This is a genomic window from Vibrio sp. G-C-1, from assembly GCF_021728015.1.
GTDB lineage: Bacteria > Pseudomonadota > Gammaproteobacteria > Enterobacterales > Vibrionaceae > Vibrio > Vibrio splendidus.
The window spans coordinates 160,274-177,296 of sequence record NZ_JAKKCR010000002.1; the positions used below are offsets into that span (position 1 = coordinate 160,274).

General features: G+C 44.2%; 10 protein-coding genes. 3 read left to right on the top strand and 7 right to left on the bottom strand.

Translation table 11 applies throughout. The features are described 5' to 3' along the window. Positions 1–15 precede the first annotated feature (15 nt). Together L3V36_RS03835 and L3V36_RS03840 are read left to right on the top strand one after the other, a co-directional pair. Positions 16–2,130: a type I secretion system permease/ATPase gene (locus L3V36_RS03835; RefSeq protein WP_017084947.1), complete on the top strand. Its 2,115-nt coding sequence runs from the start codon at positions 16–18 to the stop codon at positions 2,128–2,130. 183 nt (positions 2,131–2,313) lie between these two features. After that, complete coding sequence (locus L3V36_RS03840; protein ID WP_065680950.1) at positions 2,314–4,062, top strand: SgrR family transcriptional regulator; 1,749 nt, start codon at positions 2,314–2,316, stop codon at positions 4,060–4,062. Between the two features lie 151 nt (positions 4,063–4,213). Here the strand turns inward: L3V36_RS03840 and L3V36_RS03845 are convergent, their stop codons facing one another. From L3V36_RS03845 to L3V36_RS03860, 4 genes are all read right to left on the bottom strand, one after another. After that, a complete protein-coding gene (locus L3V36_RS03845; RefSeq protein ID WP_065680951.1) occupies positions 4,214–5,884 on the bottom strand; it encodes a FapA family protein in 1,671 nt (556 codons plus the stop codon). A gap of 419 nt (positions 5,885–6,303) precedes the next feature. Continuing rightward, positions 6,304–8,403: a GNAT family N-acetyltransferase gene (locus tag L3V36_RS03850; protein ID WP_065680952.1), complete on the bottom strand. Its 2,100-nt coding sequence runs from the start codon at positions 8,401–8,403 to the stop codon at positions 6,304–6,306. Positions 8,404–8,496: 93 nt separating this feature from the next. After that, on the bottom strand, positions 8,497–9,471 hold the full coding sequence (locus L3V36_RS03855) for a ParB/RepB/Spo0J family partition protein (protein WP_004732564.1): 975 nt from the start codon (positions 9,469–9,471) through the stop codon (positions 8,497–8,499). Positions 9,472–9,476: 5 nt separating this feature from the next. Beyond that, the gene (locus L3V36_RS03860) at positions 9,477–10,694 is read right to left on the bottom strand and encodes a ParA family protein (protein WP_065680953.1); all 1,218 of its coding nucleotides are present in this window, start codon (positions 10,692–10,694) and stop codon (positions 9,477–9,479) included. 1,259 nt (positions 10,695–11,953) lie between these two features. Between L3V36_RS03860 and L3V36_RS03865 the strand changes: the two genes are divergently transcribed. After that, entirely contained in the window at positions 11,954–13,933 is a 1,980-nt protein-coding gene (locus tag L3V36_RS03865) for a replication initiator protein RctB domain-containing protein (RefSeq protein WP_004732568.1), read from the top strand. Positions 13,934–14,354: 421 nt separating this feature from the next. Here the strand turns inward: L3V36_RS03865 and L3V36_RS03870 are convergent, their stop codons facing one another. The 3 genes from L3V36_RS03870 to L3V36_RS03880 are packed head-to-tail and all read right to left on the bottom strand — an operon-like array spanning position 14,355 to position 16,663. Then, positions 14,355–14,900 carry a transcriptional regulator gene (locus tag L3V36_RS03870; protein WP_102447320.1) on the bottom strand — a complete coding sequence of 182 codons (546 nt, stop codon included), beginning with the start codon at positions 14,898–14,900 and terminating at the stop codon, positions 14,355–14,357. Then, positions 14,897–15,829: an ATP-binding cassette domain-containing protein gene (locus L3V36_RS03875; protein WP_102447321.1), complete on the bottom strand. Its 933-nt coding sequence runs from the start codon at positions 15,827–15,829 to the stop codon at positions 14,897–14,899. The genes L3V36_RS03870 and L3V36_RS03875 overlap by 4 nt, the downstream gene beginning before the upstream one ends. Positions 15,830–15,838: 9 nt before the next feature. Continuing rightward, a complete protein-coding gene (locus L3V36_RS03880; RefSeq protein WP_102447322.1) occupies positions 15,839–16,663 on the bottom strand; it encodes an ABC transporter ATP-binding protein in 825 nt (274 codons plus the stop codon). Positions 16,664–17,023: the final 360 nt, after the last annotated feature.

Sequence of the window (17,023 nt, forward strand, 5' to 3'; positions counted from 1 at the left end):
TAAGGGTTATATCGCATGCAAGATCCACTATTAAACTCACTGATCTACGTTAGTCGGTATTACGGGTTAGCTAACTCGCCCGAAGCGTTGATCAATGGGCTACCACTATCCGATGGAAAGCTAACCCCTTTCCTATTCCCTCGTTCTGCTGAACGAGCAGGATTAGTGGCGAAAGAAAACCGTTCCGAGTTAGAAAGTATTCCTCACCTGATTCTGCCTGCTATTCTACTTCTCAAACAGGGCGAAGCATGTGTTCTAAATAGTATCGATTTAGAAAAACAAGAAGCAGAGATCATCACCGCAGAAAGCGGGATGGTGCCTATCGTCATTACAATCGATGAACTCAAAGAACAATTCATCGGCCGCTACTTCTTGGTAAAAAAACAATTCCGTTATGATGAACGTTCACCAGAGGTTCTAAAAACACGCAAAGGTCACTGGTTTTGGAGCACCATTTGGGAATCTAAAAACATCTATCGTGATGTGTTGATTGCATCCATTCTGATCAATATCTTCGCCATTGCCGCGCCAATGTTTACTCGTTTGGTGTACGACAAAGTAGTCCCCAACCTTGCCTTTGAAACCCTGTGGGTGTTGGCGAGTGGTATTTTCGTCGTCTTCCTTTTCGATCTGCTTCTCAAGTTAATGCGCAGTTACTTCATTGATGTCGCGGGGAAAAAATCCGATATCTTAATTTCCTCTAAACTGTTCAGTAAAGTTCTGGGGATTCGCATGGAAGCAAAGCCCGCCTCTGTTGGCGCTTTCGCGAAAAACCTGCAAGAATTTGAATCAATCCGTGAGTTCTTTACCTCAGCAACCATTGGCTCGTTAATCGACTTACCATTCGCGCTGATGTTCTTGGCGTTAATTTGGCTGATGGCCGGAAACCTTGTGTTTGTTCCTGTCGTCGGTGTGGTCATTTTGATCATCTATGCACTGTTAATCCAAGGGCCACTACGTCGTACGATTGAAGAAGGCTCTAGACTTGCTTCTCAGAAGTACGCGAACCTGATTGAGAGTTTGGCTGGGTTAGAGACCGTTAAATTATTCAGCGCGCAAAGTCAGTTCCAATTCCGTTGGGAAGAAGCGGTTGCGCACATGGCAAACTGGAATATCAAAAGTCGCCGTATCACCGACAGCATCCAAAACACGGCTGGCTTTGTTCAACAAAGTACCAATGTAGGTATGATCATTTTTGGTGTGTACCTCATCGCAGAAGGTGAACTCACCATGGGTGGCTTGATTGCCGCGACCATGTTGAGCGGCCGTGCAATTGGCCCTCTTGTTCAACTGTCTTTGCTTTCTACACGTTACAACCAAGCAAAGTCTTCGATGACCTTGATTGAACAAGTAATGTCGATGCCTGATGAACAGGAAGAAGGTAAGCGCTACATCCACCGTCCGATTATTCAGGGTCATATTGCGCTAGATAAAGTGACGTTCCACTACCCAGACTCGCCTGTCGCTTCTATCAGAGACCTAACCCTTAATATCAAACCCGGTGAAAAAGTGGCGATCATTGGCCGAATTGGTTCAGGCAAGACCACGCTAGAACGTTTGATTATGGGCCTATACAAGCCTACAGAAGGTCATGTGCGCATTGATGACACTGACATGGAACAACTGCATCATGTCGACGTACGACGCAATATAGGCTGTGTACCGCAAGACAGTAACCTGTTCTACGGCTCAGTAAGAGACAACATTACCTTAGGTCGCCCGTTGGTCGATGACCGTGATGTGATGGACGCAGCCAACCGTGCAGGCGTGACCGCTTTTACTCAGCAAGATCCAGCAGGCTTAGAACGCCAAGTGGGCGAAGGTGGCGCTTTGCTATCTGGTGGTCAACGTCAGTCGATTGCCATAGCGAGAGCCTTCTTAGGACGTCCACCCGTGCTTTTGATGGATGAACCGACCAGTGCGATGGATAATCGCTCAGAGATGCACATCAAACATCAACTCAACCAGTTATTGCCAAGCGAGACATTGATTCTTATCACCCACAAAACATCGATGTTGGATATTGTAGATAGAGTGATTGTGATGGAGAGAGGCAGCATTATTGCCGACGGCCCGAAAGCACAAGTTCTGTCAGACTTGAAGCAAGGCAAGGTAAGAGCAGCAAGTTAAAGCGCTCATGTGACTTAAAGAATCTAACTAAATCAATATCAGCAAAAGCAAAGGGGGAGCATCAGCTCCCCCTTTTTTACCTTACAAAGTAACAAAAGAGGAAAAAAGTAACCGAACATTTTCTTATTTTCTTGGACCTAAGTTGAGTAAAATACCAGGCTATCCACTAATTAAGGGCTTTTGGTGTCTAATCTCAACCTGCTTAGGTATTACCAGCGACTCATACCCACAGGAGTCGGCAGCGAAATAAAGACCACAGTAGAGGGAGTTGCTGATTTACTGTGTGCTTCTCCTCGACATGCTCGCAACCTTTTATCGCAAATGCAGGAGCTAGAGTGGTTGACCTGGCAGCCAAAAGCAGGTCGAAACAAACGCTCGACGCTGCTTTTAAACATTGAGTTAAACTCCCTAAAAGAGAACCTAGCGCTAGAGCAAATCCAACAAGGCAAGTATGAGAGAGCATTAGCGATTCTCGATGAAGATGAAGCGATGTTTGGCCGACTACTAAAAACAACCTCTGGGACTTCTGTTCAAGAAGGCCGAGTGAACATCCAGCTGACATACAAGCGAATGTTTGAGCGCATTGTCCCCCACCAATTGCACCGTTGTAGTGAGCGTTTCTTTTTGCGTCAGGTTTATTGCTGCTTGGTATCCAGTCATGACAAAGGCGTTGTGAGGCCTGAACTTGCTCATCATTGGCGTTATGATGAGGATAATTATCAATGGACGTTTTATCTTCGTCCAGGGCTCACATTCCACAACGGTGAACCAATTAACGCAGATACGATTGTGGGTCTCTTTGCTAAGCTCAGCGCACTTCATTATTATCAAAAAGAGCTAGCGCACGTCACCGATATTGCGGCGCCACATCCCTTAAAGATTGTATTTACATTGAACAAACCGGATCGTGGGTTCGCTGGGCTTATTTCAGGCGTCAAATACGGCATTCAGCCAGCGAACCAAGTGAATGTTGCAAACAACAATTCGGTGATTGGAAGTGGTCCATTCTCTGTGGTCGAGCACGATAAAAATAAACTAAAGTTGCAAGCGTTCGATGGCTACTATTCGTGTCGTGTGTTAGTCGATTTAGTCACGATTTGGATTGTAAATGATGAGAAAATGGAGAACCCATCGCTATCAAGTAATGCTCCTATCCAAGTATCTGAAACCACGAGCGGTATTGAGGTTTCAATACAAACACCTAATGCCTCTCACTCGAGTCAACACAGTCGAACTGAAGACGGCTGCTTATTCGCTCTATTCAACCAACATACGAAACATCCATTAACACGCGCTCAACGTCGTTACATTACGGAGTTAATTCACCCACAGCGACTGCTCGAACTATTTCGTAAAGAGAAAATGCATTATGGCAGCGTACTAGCCAACAACTTATTACCCATTTGGAGCCCCGTATTACGCCCGTTTGGTGAAGTCTGCGCGTTACCAAAAACCATCACCATCGCAGGTTACAACTACACAGCATTGCGTCGATGCGCTCGCGCTATTTCTTCTGTACTTACCGATCACGGCTGTAAGGTTGAAATAGTAATGTATTCCTATCGAGAGTTGAGTGAAAAAGCAGAGAACGGCACGCTCGATGAAACACTGATCTTAACGAATACCAATTTGGATGATAACCGTCATGCTTCAGCATTTTCTAATTTCTACAGCAATAACGTTTTGTACCACACTTTAGGAGAGGTAAATGCAAGATGGCTTGATGAACAATTGGAAAACGTACGAGCATTCACTCCACTTGAAGATTACCTAAGCGCACTAGAACCCATCGCTTCAACACTAATCAGTGAATATTGGATTGCTCCTATGTTCCATCACACTCAAACATTACGTTTTCACGGCGTCTTAGAAGATATATCGCTCACTAATTGGGGATGGCCAGATATTCGCTCTGTGTGGTCCTCTGATTAATGAAGAATATTGAATAGCCGTTGGTCTTTGTTTTATCTAATGAACATCAGGGGGCAATGTCATTCACAGATATCTCTCTTCTAACATGATGTCATATTGCGATGAAGATATTATTGATAACCGCTGAGTCGATGCCGTAAATAGGCACCAATTACAACGAGATATCTTCTTGTTCCATTTTGAATGAACATTGAATCTCGTATTGGTTGAACGAGAATACGCTGCCGCCGTGGGTTCGCTTGGTGGTGACTGTCTCATCACAAAATTGAATCGTCACTCGCGTATACACCTTTTCATGCGCCTCAACTGTGCACTCGGCAAGGTTGGTTTCAAACTCAGCTTCAAGCGTATCTAACTGTGATTTAGTATTTTCGATCGCAAGATTATTTTTTTCTCTTTGCTGCTCAATTTCTAGTGCTTGCTCTTCGCTGCGTTCCGCTTTTGGTCGCTTCTTAAATTCGAGCTCTTGGCGAATCACATCCATGGTCTGCTCTTGAGCATGCTTATAAGTTTCTTTCAGCTCGGCTATCTTTTGTCGGTAACCATCGTAACGTGCAAATCCGTATACCTTGGTTGCGGTATCTCCTTCTACGCCTAAAAAGACACACTCCACTTTCCCACCGACTCTAGCTTCGCCGCCACTGAGCGTACCGTGCTTCTTCAAACTGTCCATCACGATAAGGTTGTTACCACAACGAATATCATTACTCATGCTGTGCACACCCAGTCGAAGGTCGGTGGAGGTTTGGAGTTCGGCGTTCTGCGCGTAGCTTGCTGTGATAGAACCTTTGCTAAACACCTTGCAGCTTTTCGGCTCACCCTCTTTAGTCGTATGACCGATAATCCCCTTCGCGACTTTTATATCACCCTGTGCTTGGACTTCTGCCGATTCAATAAAGCCACCAACCGTGACACTTCCTGTCGCCTTGACGATCATCCCCGGTTCAATGTTGCCAGAGACAAAGACATTGCCTTTGAATTTAACGTGTCCGGTTGATACATCTACGTTGCTAACACACAAGGCGTCATCTACTTCTATAGTTCTATCTTTGATTATGGGTAATCCAGGAAATGAAGCGAGTAATAAATTGGGGTCGTCAGGGGAGATGTAGGTGCCCTTTCCAGGCTTAATTAAACTGTCTTGTCCAGGAAGCGGTGGGATAATTCGACCTTGAACTGTAAAGCCAGCGATGCCTTTGGTCGCGGGAGTACGCTTCATCAAGTGATCATTTTGACCAACAGTAATGGTTTGCCCCAAGTCTCGCATATCAATCTTGCCTTCGTCTTTACTGCGAGGCTTCAAGACTTGGCGAGTAATGTCTTCAACCAAGGCGGCAAACTTAGCATCTTTGCCCTTTATTGGCTGCGTCCCTTTCGCGACGGGTTGAGTAAACTTTTCACCGGGTTTAAGCTTGTTACTCATCATCAGCACTTTTCTGAGCGCTAACTTATTAATTCCCTTTGTTATGTGGGCTTGGGCTAAACAGTGAATGATGTCGCTCCCGCGCAGTGCGTGACCATGATGTGGTCCTGTCACCACCAGACTCGCGAGCATCTCGTCATCAGACAGTTCGACGGCAACGCTTGCGTTACGAACTTCGGCAATCAAGACTCCTTCGTAAGCTTCCCCTTTACCTTCTTTGGCAAGAGTGACGAAGCGCAACACCTCTTCTTCAAAAAGAAAATAGTTTGATGCGTCCAAAGCTTCCAAGGTTGGTGGCAACGTCGTGTTATCAAAGCTTGCTTCAACCACAAACCCCGACGGCAGACATGCCATCACTTGTTGCTTGTCTTCTGACAATGTAACAATGTTATCCCACATTCGAATTGAGTATCCCTAATGACTCAGTTGTTATTCAGTCTATATAATTCGTTCTGCGCTGAGTATCACATTATTAGAATAATCAGCGTCACATCACTTACTTTCGATTCTGCAAACATGACTCATAAATAAGACTTACACATTTTATGATCTACTTCGCCTTTACAAATACATAGGGAAATTTTTCAGAATATTTCGTGTGATTGAATGTCGATTCGATATTAGAGCAAGATAGTAAAGGCGAATAGCTTTAGATGATTAAAGGCTGTTGTGGAGAGGTGGAACAGAAGTGATGAAGCTGATAATCAGGGTAAAAACGGATTTCAATATGGAGCTTCAGTTTACAGTGTAAATCCAAAATTCTAATTTACACTGTAAATCTAATTTGTAACGGTCAGTCTATTTAAATGATGGCTTGTCTATTTACACTGTAAATTTGCTAGCAAAACATCGACGTCTTTACGAAACTGAATCTCTGCTTGTTTGCGACCAACAAGATTAGACTGTTCAACACAAGTCCCCCACTCTTTCTGCTGAACGACCTTTGCGATGAGTAAGTCAGAAATACCTATATTTCGATCGTTACCAAGTAGAATCAAGTTCAGTACGCTGAAGCTAATCGCATCGTAACTGTTGCCACCGTTCACGTAATTTCTAACTAACTGAGTTTCAAACTCGCTAACGGTATTGACACTCTTTGGCAGCAGTACGCGCACCATTTCGGTTTCAAGTGAAACTAAAGAACCTGAAACAAGAAAGCAGTAGCTACGCTCGAAGTGACTTAGAGCTTGGTTAATCCAGCTTTGGGAGTTTGAGGTAAGCGCCTTAACCATCAGTACCGAGTGGCAGCCACTTGCCTGATCGCGCTGGTGGCCAATATGGACAGGTACAAAATCGTTATCGCGCCAGAATGAAATCAACTCACTAGTCGCACCGAAGCTTGTCGCCAGATAATCCGCTTGGCTGGTTTGCTCTGATAACTTAGCCAACATCCAACCGCCAATGCCCAAACCTTGATGAGGCGTTGAAACTGCAATGCGCATCACTCGAAGGCAGCGACTGGTCGCCGCTTCTGTACAGCCAAGTTGGTTTGCCAGTAACACAGGTGCAAGGTGTCCTTGAGGCCTGCGTTTTCCAATTTGAATCTGAGCAGTCAAATCTTTATCTAAGCCACCCTCTTCAATGACCAACATACAACCTAAGCATTCATCTTGCTTCCAGGCGGCGTACAAACGGATTGCTGAATTGTTGAGAAACTGCATTAAGTCATTAGGCGAGGTCTGATAGTGCGCATCCACGAGAAGAGAAAAACATTGTTGTAGCTGCTCAGGATTAGCCAAGCATTCTGCTTTTGATAACTCGACCAAGTTTAATTGGTTGATTGCGTTAGCAGAAAAGCCATCGATTTCATCAACAGCCGATTCAGTGAGTGATGCGTCATTACCAAGTAGGAAGCAATCAAACAACCAAGCTTCTAGTGGGTCGTTGTTGTTCCAACGAATCGGTTGTTCAAGCTTAAAGCCTTTCCAACCAGGGCGGTGTACAGAAAGCCAAGATTCAAACTTAATCCCAAACCCTCGTCCACTACCCTCGTAACCGTGCACCGTGGTTGAAAAAACCATACGATGATAAATGCCGACCATGGACTTGAGCATAGGAATTGGAATAGCAGCCGCTTCATCAACCAATAGCAGGTCGCAATCAGGCTTAGATTTAAGTAAGTCATCCGGAGCTACGAATCTTAAACTTCCCCCTTGATGGCGAATGTGTGTAGCGTTAACCACTTCGATGACTTCGAGTCGCTGTATTGCATGGGAAAAAACAGGCTCGATTGCTTTCACTGAAGGCGCAGTCACAATAATATCTAATCCATAACGTTCAACCAGAAGCTGTGCTGCGGCAATCCCCAACGTCGAACTTTTACCACGGCCCCTATCTGCGGTGAGAACCAAAGGACGTTTGCGATGCCCAGACAACACCTTTTTGACCAACTCGACTGCCACGTTTTGCTGTTTAAATCTATCCAATCCGATTTCAGCGTTTTGTTTTGGGGGGAATGCGTTACTTGCTTGAGTAACATCGCCAGCTTCATTAGCTTGCGAAACAGAAATGAGTTTATCGAAATGCCCCTTTAACCAACGTTGGCCAAAGCAAGAACTCCTACCCTCTTCAGCTTCATTGACGTTTGGCGGCAACACCAACAACAAACCGCCACCCACTAACGACCCCAGTGCTGCACTGAAACCATTCGCGTCAAACTGCTCTCTAAAATCACAAACAAGAATCTGGCATTCACGCCCCAGAAGTTTCTGCCCCTTCTTGACCGGTGCATGCGTCACATCGTCGAATGGGACACCGCCAATCTGAAAAATGGATTTAACGTTCTTATCTTGAAGGAAAGTTGAAATAGCCGTGTTTTGCCAGTCGACATCGCCGTTAAAAACCACGCCGTAACGGTGATCATTATGTTGAGCAACATCAGAAAGTGTATGCAGAAAAGTGTTGGTTGGGTTTGTCATAGTTAGCGTCCAGATTCATCTAGACACAGTTTATCACAGCCAAATAAAAAGCCGCATAATGCGGCTTTAGAGTCGTAATGGAAAGTTGTCGACTTAGTCGAGCTTGGATTGAACGAAGGCCAAAATCTCTTCCATTGTCGCGTCATCCACTTTCTTAAGGTTCAACGCCAAGTTTGAACCCTTACGGCTGTATGAAGCGCGGCCCTTAATAAGCTCAACTTTTGGAGAAGCTTTCTTCGCTGGCGCAGGTGCCAATTCAAGAATCCAACCTTCCAAAGTTTCAGTAACGTCTTTAGTTAAACGCGTAACACCTTGTGCTTCGCTACGCTGCCATACAAAACCTTCAGAAGCATCACACTTAGTCAGTAATGTTTGCTGTTGTTCGCCAGTCAGGCCACCAAATTGTTTGTGTAGCTTAACAATGGTTGGGCGACCAAGATCGCTCACATTTGGGTAAGCTTGTAGCAGTTCAAGAGGCAAAGCCGCCGCTTTCAACGCGCCACTCACCAAAGCTTCACTGCACTGGAACATTTTCGCTAGTGCTTTCTGGTCTTCAGCTTCGCCTTTATCTAGCTTCGCTTGCATCTCTTTACCCTTCTCGTAAAGAGAAAGCGGTTTATGAGCGTTAGCGACATCAGATAGGAACTTAGCGTGTTCGCCGTTGATGTTTTCAGCAACATAGATAAGGAACTCTTTGTCAGCCAAAATACACGACATACGACGACGGCTACCATCGAGAACTTCAATCTTACCGTCTTTGTTTTTACGACCAACCGCTGGGTATTGCTGGCCACGTTCTTTCAATGTAGTAAGAACATCAGAAAGCGCGTGCTCGTTTAAGAAAGATTGCTCACGAGCATTTTCTTCGAAAACAACCGTTTGAGTTGCTACGTCAGCCGCCGGGATTCGAACTAGTTCAAATGAAACCAATTCTTCGCCTGCAACAGAAAGCTCGATCACTTGAGCCTGTTCTTTAGCCGCTGTTTGAGCTTCTTGTGGCGTAGCTACGCGACGTTTGTTTGCTTTACCAAATAGCTTTGCATTTAAGTCAGATGTTTTAATTGCCATTCTTGTTATCCCTGATTAAGTGAAGGCCAGTTGCTATGTAATACACGCTCTAATTCTAGAGCACTTTTTTGTACTGCGTCTTGAGCGACAGCCAGAGTTTTCTTACCACCCTCAAAGTCGCTCACCGTTAGATCGAAAACCGTGCTGTAAGTATCTGCACAGGTTTCAAAAGCGCGGCTTCTTGGAATAGTGGCCATCATTACTTGGTCATTCAACAGGTAGTTCATCTCAGTTAATACTGATACCTGCTTCTTGTTGTCGTCTTCAAACATGGTTGGCATTAGACGAACAAATTCGAGCCCTTTCCAGTCGTCCGGGAACATCTCGTACACGGTTGGTAAGTGCTGGAAGAAGTTAACCGTTGAAGCCCAATCCAAACGCTTGGCAGCACATGGAATCAGAAGAGCGTTCGATGCGTACATTGCGTTCCACACTAGAGGGTCTACGTGCGGGCCGGTATCAATCATAATCACATCAAAATCATCAGCAATTTTGTCGATAAGCTTCTCTTTTAAAAGACGAACAATATCAAGTGACTGATCTTGAGATAGGCTTTGCCACGCTTCAGCGTTAAACATCGCGTCTTCTGGGAACGCCGAAATCGTCTTTAGATTCGGATACTGTGTTGGTAATAGTACGTTCTTACGCAAGAATTCAAGGTCAACATCTTGGCCTTCAGGCACATTGTCCAACATGATATCAACAGCAGAATAGATACTGTCGTGCTCTGCACCACTAATTTGTGGGTTTAAGAACAGACGCAAAGAACCTTGTGGATCCAAGTCAATCAAGCAGATACGGTAGCGCTTATCTAAGTTCAAAGACAGACAAGCCGCTAGGTGAACCGCAGTCATTGATTTACCCGTACCGCCCTTTTGGTTCTGCACGTTAATAACCCATGGCTTATTGTCTAGATGCTGCTTACGTTGGTGGAACTTCGGCACTTCAGCTGCGTCCATCAGCATGTGAGCTTCAGTCAATGAAATCGAGTAATGATTGGCGTTGTTCTTTGTAAACTGATGACCATCCGCTTCAAGCTTGTTGATAGCCTCATCCAATTTTCGACGAGTTAAGCCTGAACGCGTCTCCATCATAGCTTTAGACATTGGAGGGAAATGTTCATCACTTCGCTCTTCCAGAATAATCTCAATTCGGTCAGCCTGAACTTGTTGAGTTTGTTCGGCCAGCTGATAGAGCTTATCAATCGTTTGTTCTCTTTTCATTGCCAGTTTCCGTAATGATTAACCTAGAACAAATTGTACAGCGATTAACAACAAACACAACAAAAACATGAACATACATTTATGAGTAAAATCACATAAAATAGACTGTATTTTTACAGTTTGATGAAAAATAGGCTTAGATGAACACAAAAACGTCTATTTTTATCACCGCTAACAGTGCTATTTCCGGCTTACATTTAAAATGTTACATCGTCACTTATTTACAATGTAAATGTAATTCCAACAAATAAACTTCGGAACGATTGAAATACAACCATAGATTACGGTTGGTGTGATTTGCATTCGAATTTGTCAGATTTTCAATAAAAAATAACCAAACAGACTAAATAGACAAAAAATTCAAAGTCGAAGTAAAAATCGAGTGTAATAAAACAAAAGAGAATTGGAACCTATCCGGAAGAATGATCATGGAGCACATCAACAGTTAGATAATTGACAGGGCCAAATTATGAAGCATGATCAAGGCCTAAACTCACCAATATTGATCGGAGTAAGTGCATGTTAGAAATGATCAACTCACGGAAAAATGATCAAGTAAATATCGTTCCGGAAGCATATAAATATAGAGCTAACTTACGGACAAATGCTTTTGCAATGGGGATTCAAGCTCTATAAGGCCTTATTGCTTGGAAATTCAATCGACACGGATTACAAATACAGAAACATGACAATTTCATGATCATGCTTCCTGATTTATGATGTATCGAGCTAAAAACCCCCAACCAGTGATTATGGAACCAATACCGATTGAATTTTGAACGCCAAAGGGGAAAAACGATGTAAAAGGGGCATTACTTGATCATTGTTCCGATGAATTGGCTGTCAAAAATATCCACATAGGTGACTTAGAAGCCGCTTAATACAACTTGATCAATTACGGACTGTGGATAAGCTGTATAAGCATAATGATCATGCTTTCGAACCGATAATGATCATGCTTACAATGACTTAATGATCATCGTTCTGAGGTTCTGTGATCATGCTTTCTTTAATTTAATGATCATCGTTTCGAGTTCTTTATGATCATGCTTTCCAATCGGATTTTTTTTAACACTTATAATTCATGCACTTAAAAGCAAACTCACAGCCAGATCATTAGATCACTTAATCATTTAAGATCATATTAATCAAAAAGATCAGTTATTTAAAAGCCAATAAATTCTCTTTATTTATGATCATTCTTTCTTTATCATTCAGGAACTATAGTGAAATTACGGCTAGTGTGATACGGATCAAAAATGAAACCAGAAGAGAAATTGTTAATTAAGGCACGAAGCCACAAAGATGGTCATTTATTTGAGGTATCTGAAACAGCCGTTGAATGGATAGAACAATATCAACACTTCAAAGGGGTCACCAAAAGCATCGTTGAGCTTCTTAACCTAATTTCACTACGTGGGTTTAGCAGCAAAGATGGATACGTCTCCACCACCGAGATTATTGAATCAACTGATGGTCAAGTGACTCGCGCCGCCTTGCAACAAAGGCTGAGAGCCGCTGTAAGTATTGGTCTGTTCAAACAAATCCCAGTTCGTTTTGAAGAAGGCCTCGCGGGTAAAACCATGTTGCATCGCTTTGTGAACCCAAACCAATTGATATCGGTACTGGGTGCCACCAGTTTAGTGACAGAAAGCGTCAAGCAAAATGAAAAGCAGAAGCGTTCTAAAGCACTAGCTCAAACCAAAGTAAACAAGCGCTTACTGAATGAACATGGACTGAATACACCACCGACGATGAAAGACGAAGCGGATCAATTCATTGTTTCTCCAACCAATTGGGCGGGGATTATTGATCAAGCGTTGGCGCCACCTAGAACACGTAAGAGTTACCAGAAATCTATGGTTTCGATCTCTGGCACTCGAGCGGTGATCGAGACACGATCTTCTAAAAACATCATGACGGTTGACGATCTGATGACGCTGTTCGCGTTATTCACGCTTACTGTTCAATATCATGATCACCACCAAGATGATTATCATCTCGACGCGAAACACACACCGAACAAAACCCCACTCTACATCACTGATATTTTGTCTTTGCGTGGCAAGAAAGACAGCGGTCCTGCACGCGATTCGATCCGTGACAGTATTGATCGTATCGAATTTACGGATTTCCAACTGCACGAGCTCACGGGCCGTTGGCTTAGCGAGAACATGCCAGAAGGCTTCAAGAGTGATCGTTTCCGATTCTTAGCTAGAACCATTACGGCATCAGAAGAAGCGCCTACAGAGGGCTCTGATGGCGAAATTCGCATTAAACCGAACCTGTATATCCTTGTCTGGGAACCTTCGTTCTACGAAGAGCTGCTGACGCGTGATTATTTCTTCCTATTTCCGCCAGAAATCCTGAAACAACATACCTTGGTCTTCCAAATGTATTCGTACTTTAGAAGCCGTATGGCACGTCGCCACTCAGATTGTATGTTACTGAGCGAGCTGAACCAGAAGTTGGCTCGTAATATCGATTGGCGTCGCTTCTCGATGGATTTGATCCGCGAACTCAGAAAATTGGGCGAAGTAGGGGATCAAGAAGATACCTTCCTGGTGAATCTTTGGGGTTATCACTTGACGATCACGGCGTTGATCGAAAAAGGAAAAACCACCGATTATCAGGTTGATATCAAATGTAATGTCGAAGAGGTGTTGCGTTATTCAAGAGCGCGTACCACCAACGCCGGTAAGCGTAATATGGCACCGACGTTACCGAACCCGCTGCGTAACGAGATGGTGTCTAAGCAGAAGCTGGAAGAGCTGTCTGAGATTATCGATGGTGAGTTTGAACCAATTCAGCGCAAAGCTCCGTCGCCAAGAGGCAAATTGGGACGTCGAGTTAAGCAGCGTAAACACTCTGTTGAGATCAACGCTGATGAGATCATGATTACTCTCTCTAAATATACCTCCACAGAGGCTCTAGAACGCAGTATAACGGCTTTATCTGCTATGACCGGGCATTCACATGCCTCAATCAAAGAAGAGTGCTCAGAGCTCATTGAGAAGCTTGATTGGTTGAGAGTCGGGGAGGATGTTATCCCATACGAAACACTGAGTCGCTTAATTGAGCTGTACAACGACCGTGACAGCACCAGCAATCGACACCTGTCCATTGAACGTTTGATTTCTGGTTTGGCTGTGCGTCGTAAAGTGTGTAAACAAGTTCACGAAGGTCATTTGGACGAGAATGTGTTTCTAGCGCTCGATGAAATGGCGATTGGCCATTAATCATGAGGGCGTGTTGATCTTTCGAGCTGATTTTTGCAGTAGAAATACCCATTACCAAGAAGCCCGAATTTACGGTCGATGAATGGATAGTTTGAACACATTAGGTGCTGATTAAAATCGCACCTAACGCTGACAAAGTTCTGACAATGTAACGCATCCAGTTGATTATTATTTATCCCGAATAGACAACCTTTGTCCTTTCTTATGATTAATAGATTGGCTCATATTTTGTTACATCATACTGAATAGATTTTTGCGAGTTCCTAAGGGACTCGCTTTTTTTTGCCTGAAATTCAGTCAATCATTAAAATTCAATAGCTTACATAATTAAACGCCGAAGCATGATCAAGGCCAGATCATGTTTTCTACGGATCTAGCTCTGATGAGATTTTGATTTGATGTTTGATCGAGAAGGGCTTGATCAGTGGAGATGGCTTTGAATGCTGCCTTGATCATAGTTTCGGGGATGGGTTGCCATAAAGCGTACATGCGATTCGATCAATTTCTCTGATTCTGCTTTCCAACGTGGTTCTTGCTGTTGGTTCGTAAACTCCAAAGCCAATACACACAAGTGTTGTAGCCGCTGCGTACACCACTCTTGCAAGTCAGGCTCTGATTTTGGGTCGCATGACACGGCCTGCAGCTTGCTATAGGCAAACATCAGGTATTGATAGGCCTTTTCTTGATTGTGCGAACCACCAGCCTCGTTTGAGAGCGATGATACGCTTGATGCTGCAAACTTTGTCGATGTCGTCAGCGTTCCGTCTTTATATCGATAAAACGTAAAGATTCTCAGGCATCCGTCTAGCCAACATGCGATGCCTTTGCTCTGCTCATCCGTGATCATTGGCCCCCAGAGTGCATCTGGAGGCGTTAAGATCAAAGGTTCTAACCGGTCCACTTGATCATGCTTTCGGTCTTTGTACCAATCTCCGATCCGCTCTAACCAAGTGTCTAGTTCATTCATGCAACGTTATCCCACTGTTTTACAAAGTGATTATCAGCAACTTGCTTGATTTCATGCTGTATTTCACAGCTCTGCTCTCGAATTCGATCTGCGTTTATTGAATAGTTTGGCTCATTTTTGACGAGTTCGCCAAATGGCAGATCGGGATCGGGCACGGCAGAGATCAACAGTTTAGTGTACGGGTGTTGTGGATTGGTCAAGATCGACTGGGTTGATCCCCATTCGACGATCTGTCCTTTGTACATCACCGCTGTCTCTTCTGCGATGTAATGTGCTGTGGCAAGATCGTGGGTTATGTACAAAAAGCCAATCCCCAACTCTTTTTTCATTTTTTGCATTAGGTTCAACACGCCAAGTCGTATTGAAACATCCAACATCGAGGTAGGTTCATCGGCAAGGATAACCTCTGCGCCAACGGCCAGTGCTCTGGCTAGGTTAACCCTCTGTCTTTGGCCTCCACTGAGCTCATGAGGGTATTTGGCGAGAGTTTCAATGGGTAACTCCACCAGCGTTAATAACTCTTTGAGACGCTCTGAGAGAGCCTGTTTCGTGGCAACTTGCTTATGGATTTTAAGCGGGCGAGTTAAGTGGTGCTCAATGGTGTGAGTTGGATTAAGTGAGCCAAATGGGTCTTGAAATATCATTTGTACACGGCTGCGGTAATCCAAGATATCTTTGCGGCTTTTTAGGGTAGAGATGTCTCTGCCATTGAACAGTATCTCTCCCTCTGTCGGTGCGTAAACCTTGGTCATCAATCGGGCGCAGGTGCTTTTCCCGCAGCCTGATTCTCCAACCAGCGCCAATGTTTTACCGGCATGCAAATCAAAACTCACCCCATGTAGGGCTCTAAAGATCGCTTCTTTGCCAAATCCACCGCCGACGGTGAACTCTTTAACGAGGTTTTTCACTTGAAAAATAGGTTGTGACATGGAGCTCTCCTAGCACGTAGTCGCGTGCGCATGTTCGTGAATGTTAGGGAAAGAACTCCATAGCTTTTGGGTGTAGGAGTGCTGAGGGTTGTTACGAATCTCATAGGCTTGGTTGATTTCAACGATCTGGCCGTGGCGCATGATGGCAATGCGGTCACATAGCTGGCTCATTAGTGCCAGGTCATGGGTGATGAACAATATCGAAAACCCAAACTCTTCTCTGAGTTGGTGTATTTGCTGCAGAATTTCGCGTTGTACAACCACATCAAGCGCCGTTGTCGGCTCGTCCATGATGATCAATTTGGGATTGAGGGCGAGCGCGATGGCGATGACTAAGCGTTGACGCATCCCTCCGCTGAACTGATGCGGATATTCGGTGAGGCGGTTACGAGGAATGTTCACAAGGTCGAGGAGCTTCTCTGCGCGGTCTTTAGCTTGTTCGTTGGTCATTCCTTTGTGGTGACGTAAAACATCAGCGAACTGCTCTTCAATGGTCAGTACGGGATTGAGTGAGTTCATTGCACTTTGGAATACCATGGCGATTTCGCTCCAACGCAAGGTGTTCAAGTGGTCGTCAGATAAACCGAGCAGATCTTGCCCGTTGAACAATATCTTCCCTCCAGAGATGAAAGCAGGCGGCTTGTGTAAACGGTTAATGGCAAACGCGATGGTACTTTTTCCGCATCCTGATTCGCCAGCCAAACCAAAAATCTCGCCTTGGCCTATGCTAAAGCTTACGGATTTTACAGCATTAAAATCGCCGTCATCGGTGATGTAATCGACACATAGATTCTTCACTTCGAGAAGTGGTTTATCTGGATTTTCCCTAGACATGATAAATACTCAGTTATGATATTGATAACTATTATCATTAACATGAAGTGAATTTAGTGAAAGCGATGAGCACAAAAAGAATGAAGTGCCTCGAAATTTATCTTGGGTTATTTCACGAAATTTCAGTGGGAAACAAGAAATGAGAACGGGGAAAATGAGAGGTGGATCAAACCACATTTCTTATGGGGAATCTTGTAAATGTAATTGCAGAAAATGGCTTTGGCAAAGTTTAAATGAGGCATTTATTAATTAGCTTTGTGAAGCGTCGGAATCATCACATTTCAGTACAGAATGTCTTAACAAGTGAAATAGCATTTGCTACAGATTAGCTGTCCATTACATGGTGCTTTTCGGAGGAAA

Excerpts from the sequence above, each read along its gene's own strand:
- L3V36_RS03835 (WP_017084947.1), top strand. The coding sequence starts at position 16 with ATGCAAGATCCACTATTAAACTCACTGATCTACGTTAGTCGGTATTAC.
- L3V36_RS03845 (WP_065680951.1), bottom strand. The coding sequence starts at position 5,884 with ATGTGGGATAACATTGTTACATTGTCAGAAGACAAGCAACAAGTGATG.
- L3V36_RS03850 (WP_065680952.1), bottom strand. The coding sequence starts at position 8,403 with ATGACAAACCCAACCAACACTTTTCTGCATACACTTTCTGATGTTGCT.
- L3V36_RS03855 (WP_004732564.1), bottom strand. The coding sequence starts at position 9,471 with ATGGCAATTAAAACATCTGACTTAAATGCAAAGCTATTTGGTAAAGCA.
- L3V36_RS03860 (WP_065680953.1), bottom strand. The coding sequence starts at position 10,694 with ATGAAAAGAGAACAAACGATTGATAAGCTCTATCAGCTGGCCGAACAA.
- L3V36_RS03865 (WP_004732568.1), top strand. The coding sequence starts at position 11,954 with ATGAAACCAGAAGAGAAATTGTTAATTAAGGCACGAAGCCACAAAGAT.
- L3V36_RS03870 (WP_102447320.1), bottom strand. The coding sequence starts at position 14,900 with ATGAATGAACTAGACACTTGGTTAGAGCGGATCGGAGATTGGTACAAA.
- L3V36_RS03875 (WP_102447321.1), bottom strand. The coding sequence starts at position 15,829 with ATGTCACAACCTATTTTTCAAGTGAAAAACCTCGTTAAAGAGTTCACC.
- L3V36_RS03880 (WP_102447322.1), bottom strand. The coding sequence starts at position 16,663 with ATGTCTAGGGAAAATCCAGATAAACCACTTCTCGAAGTGAAGAATCTA.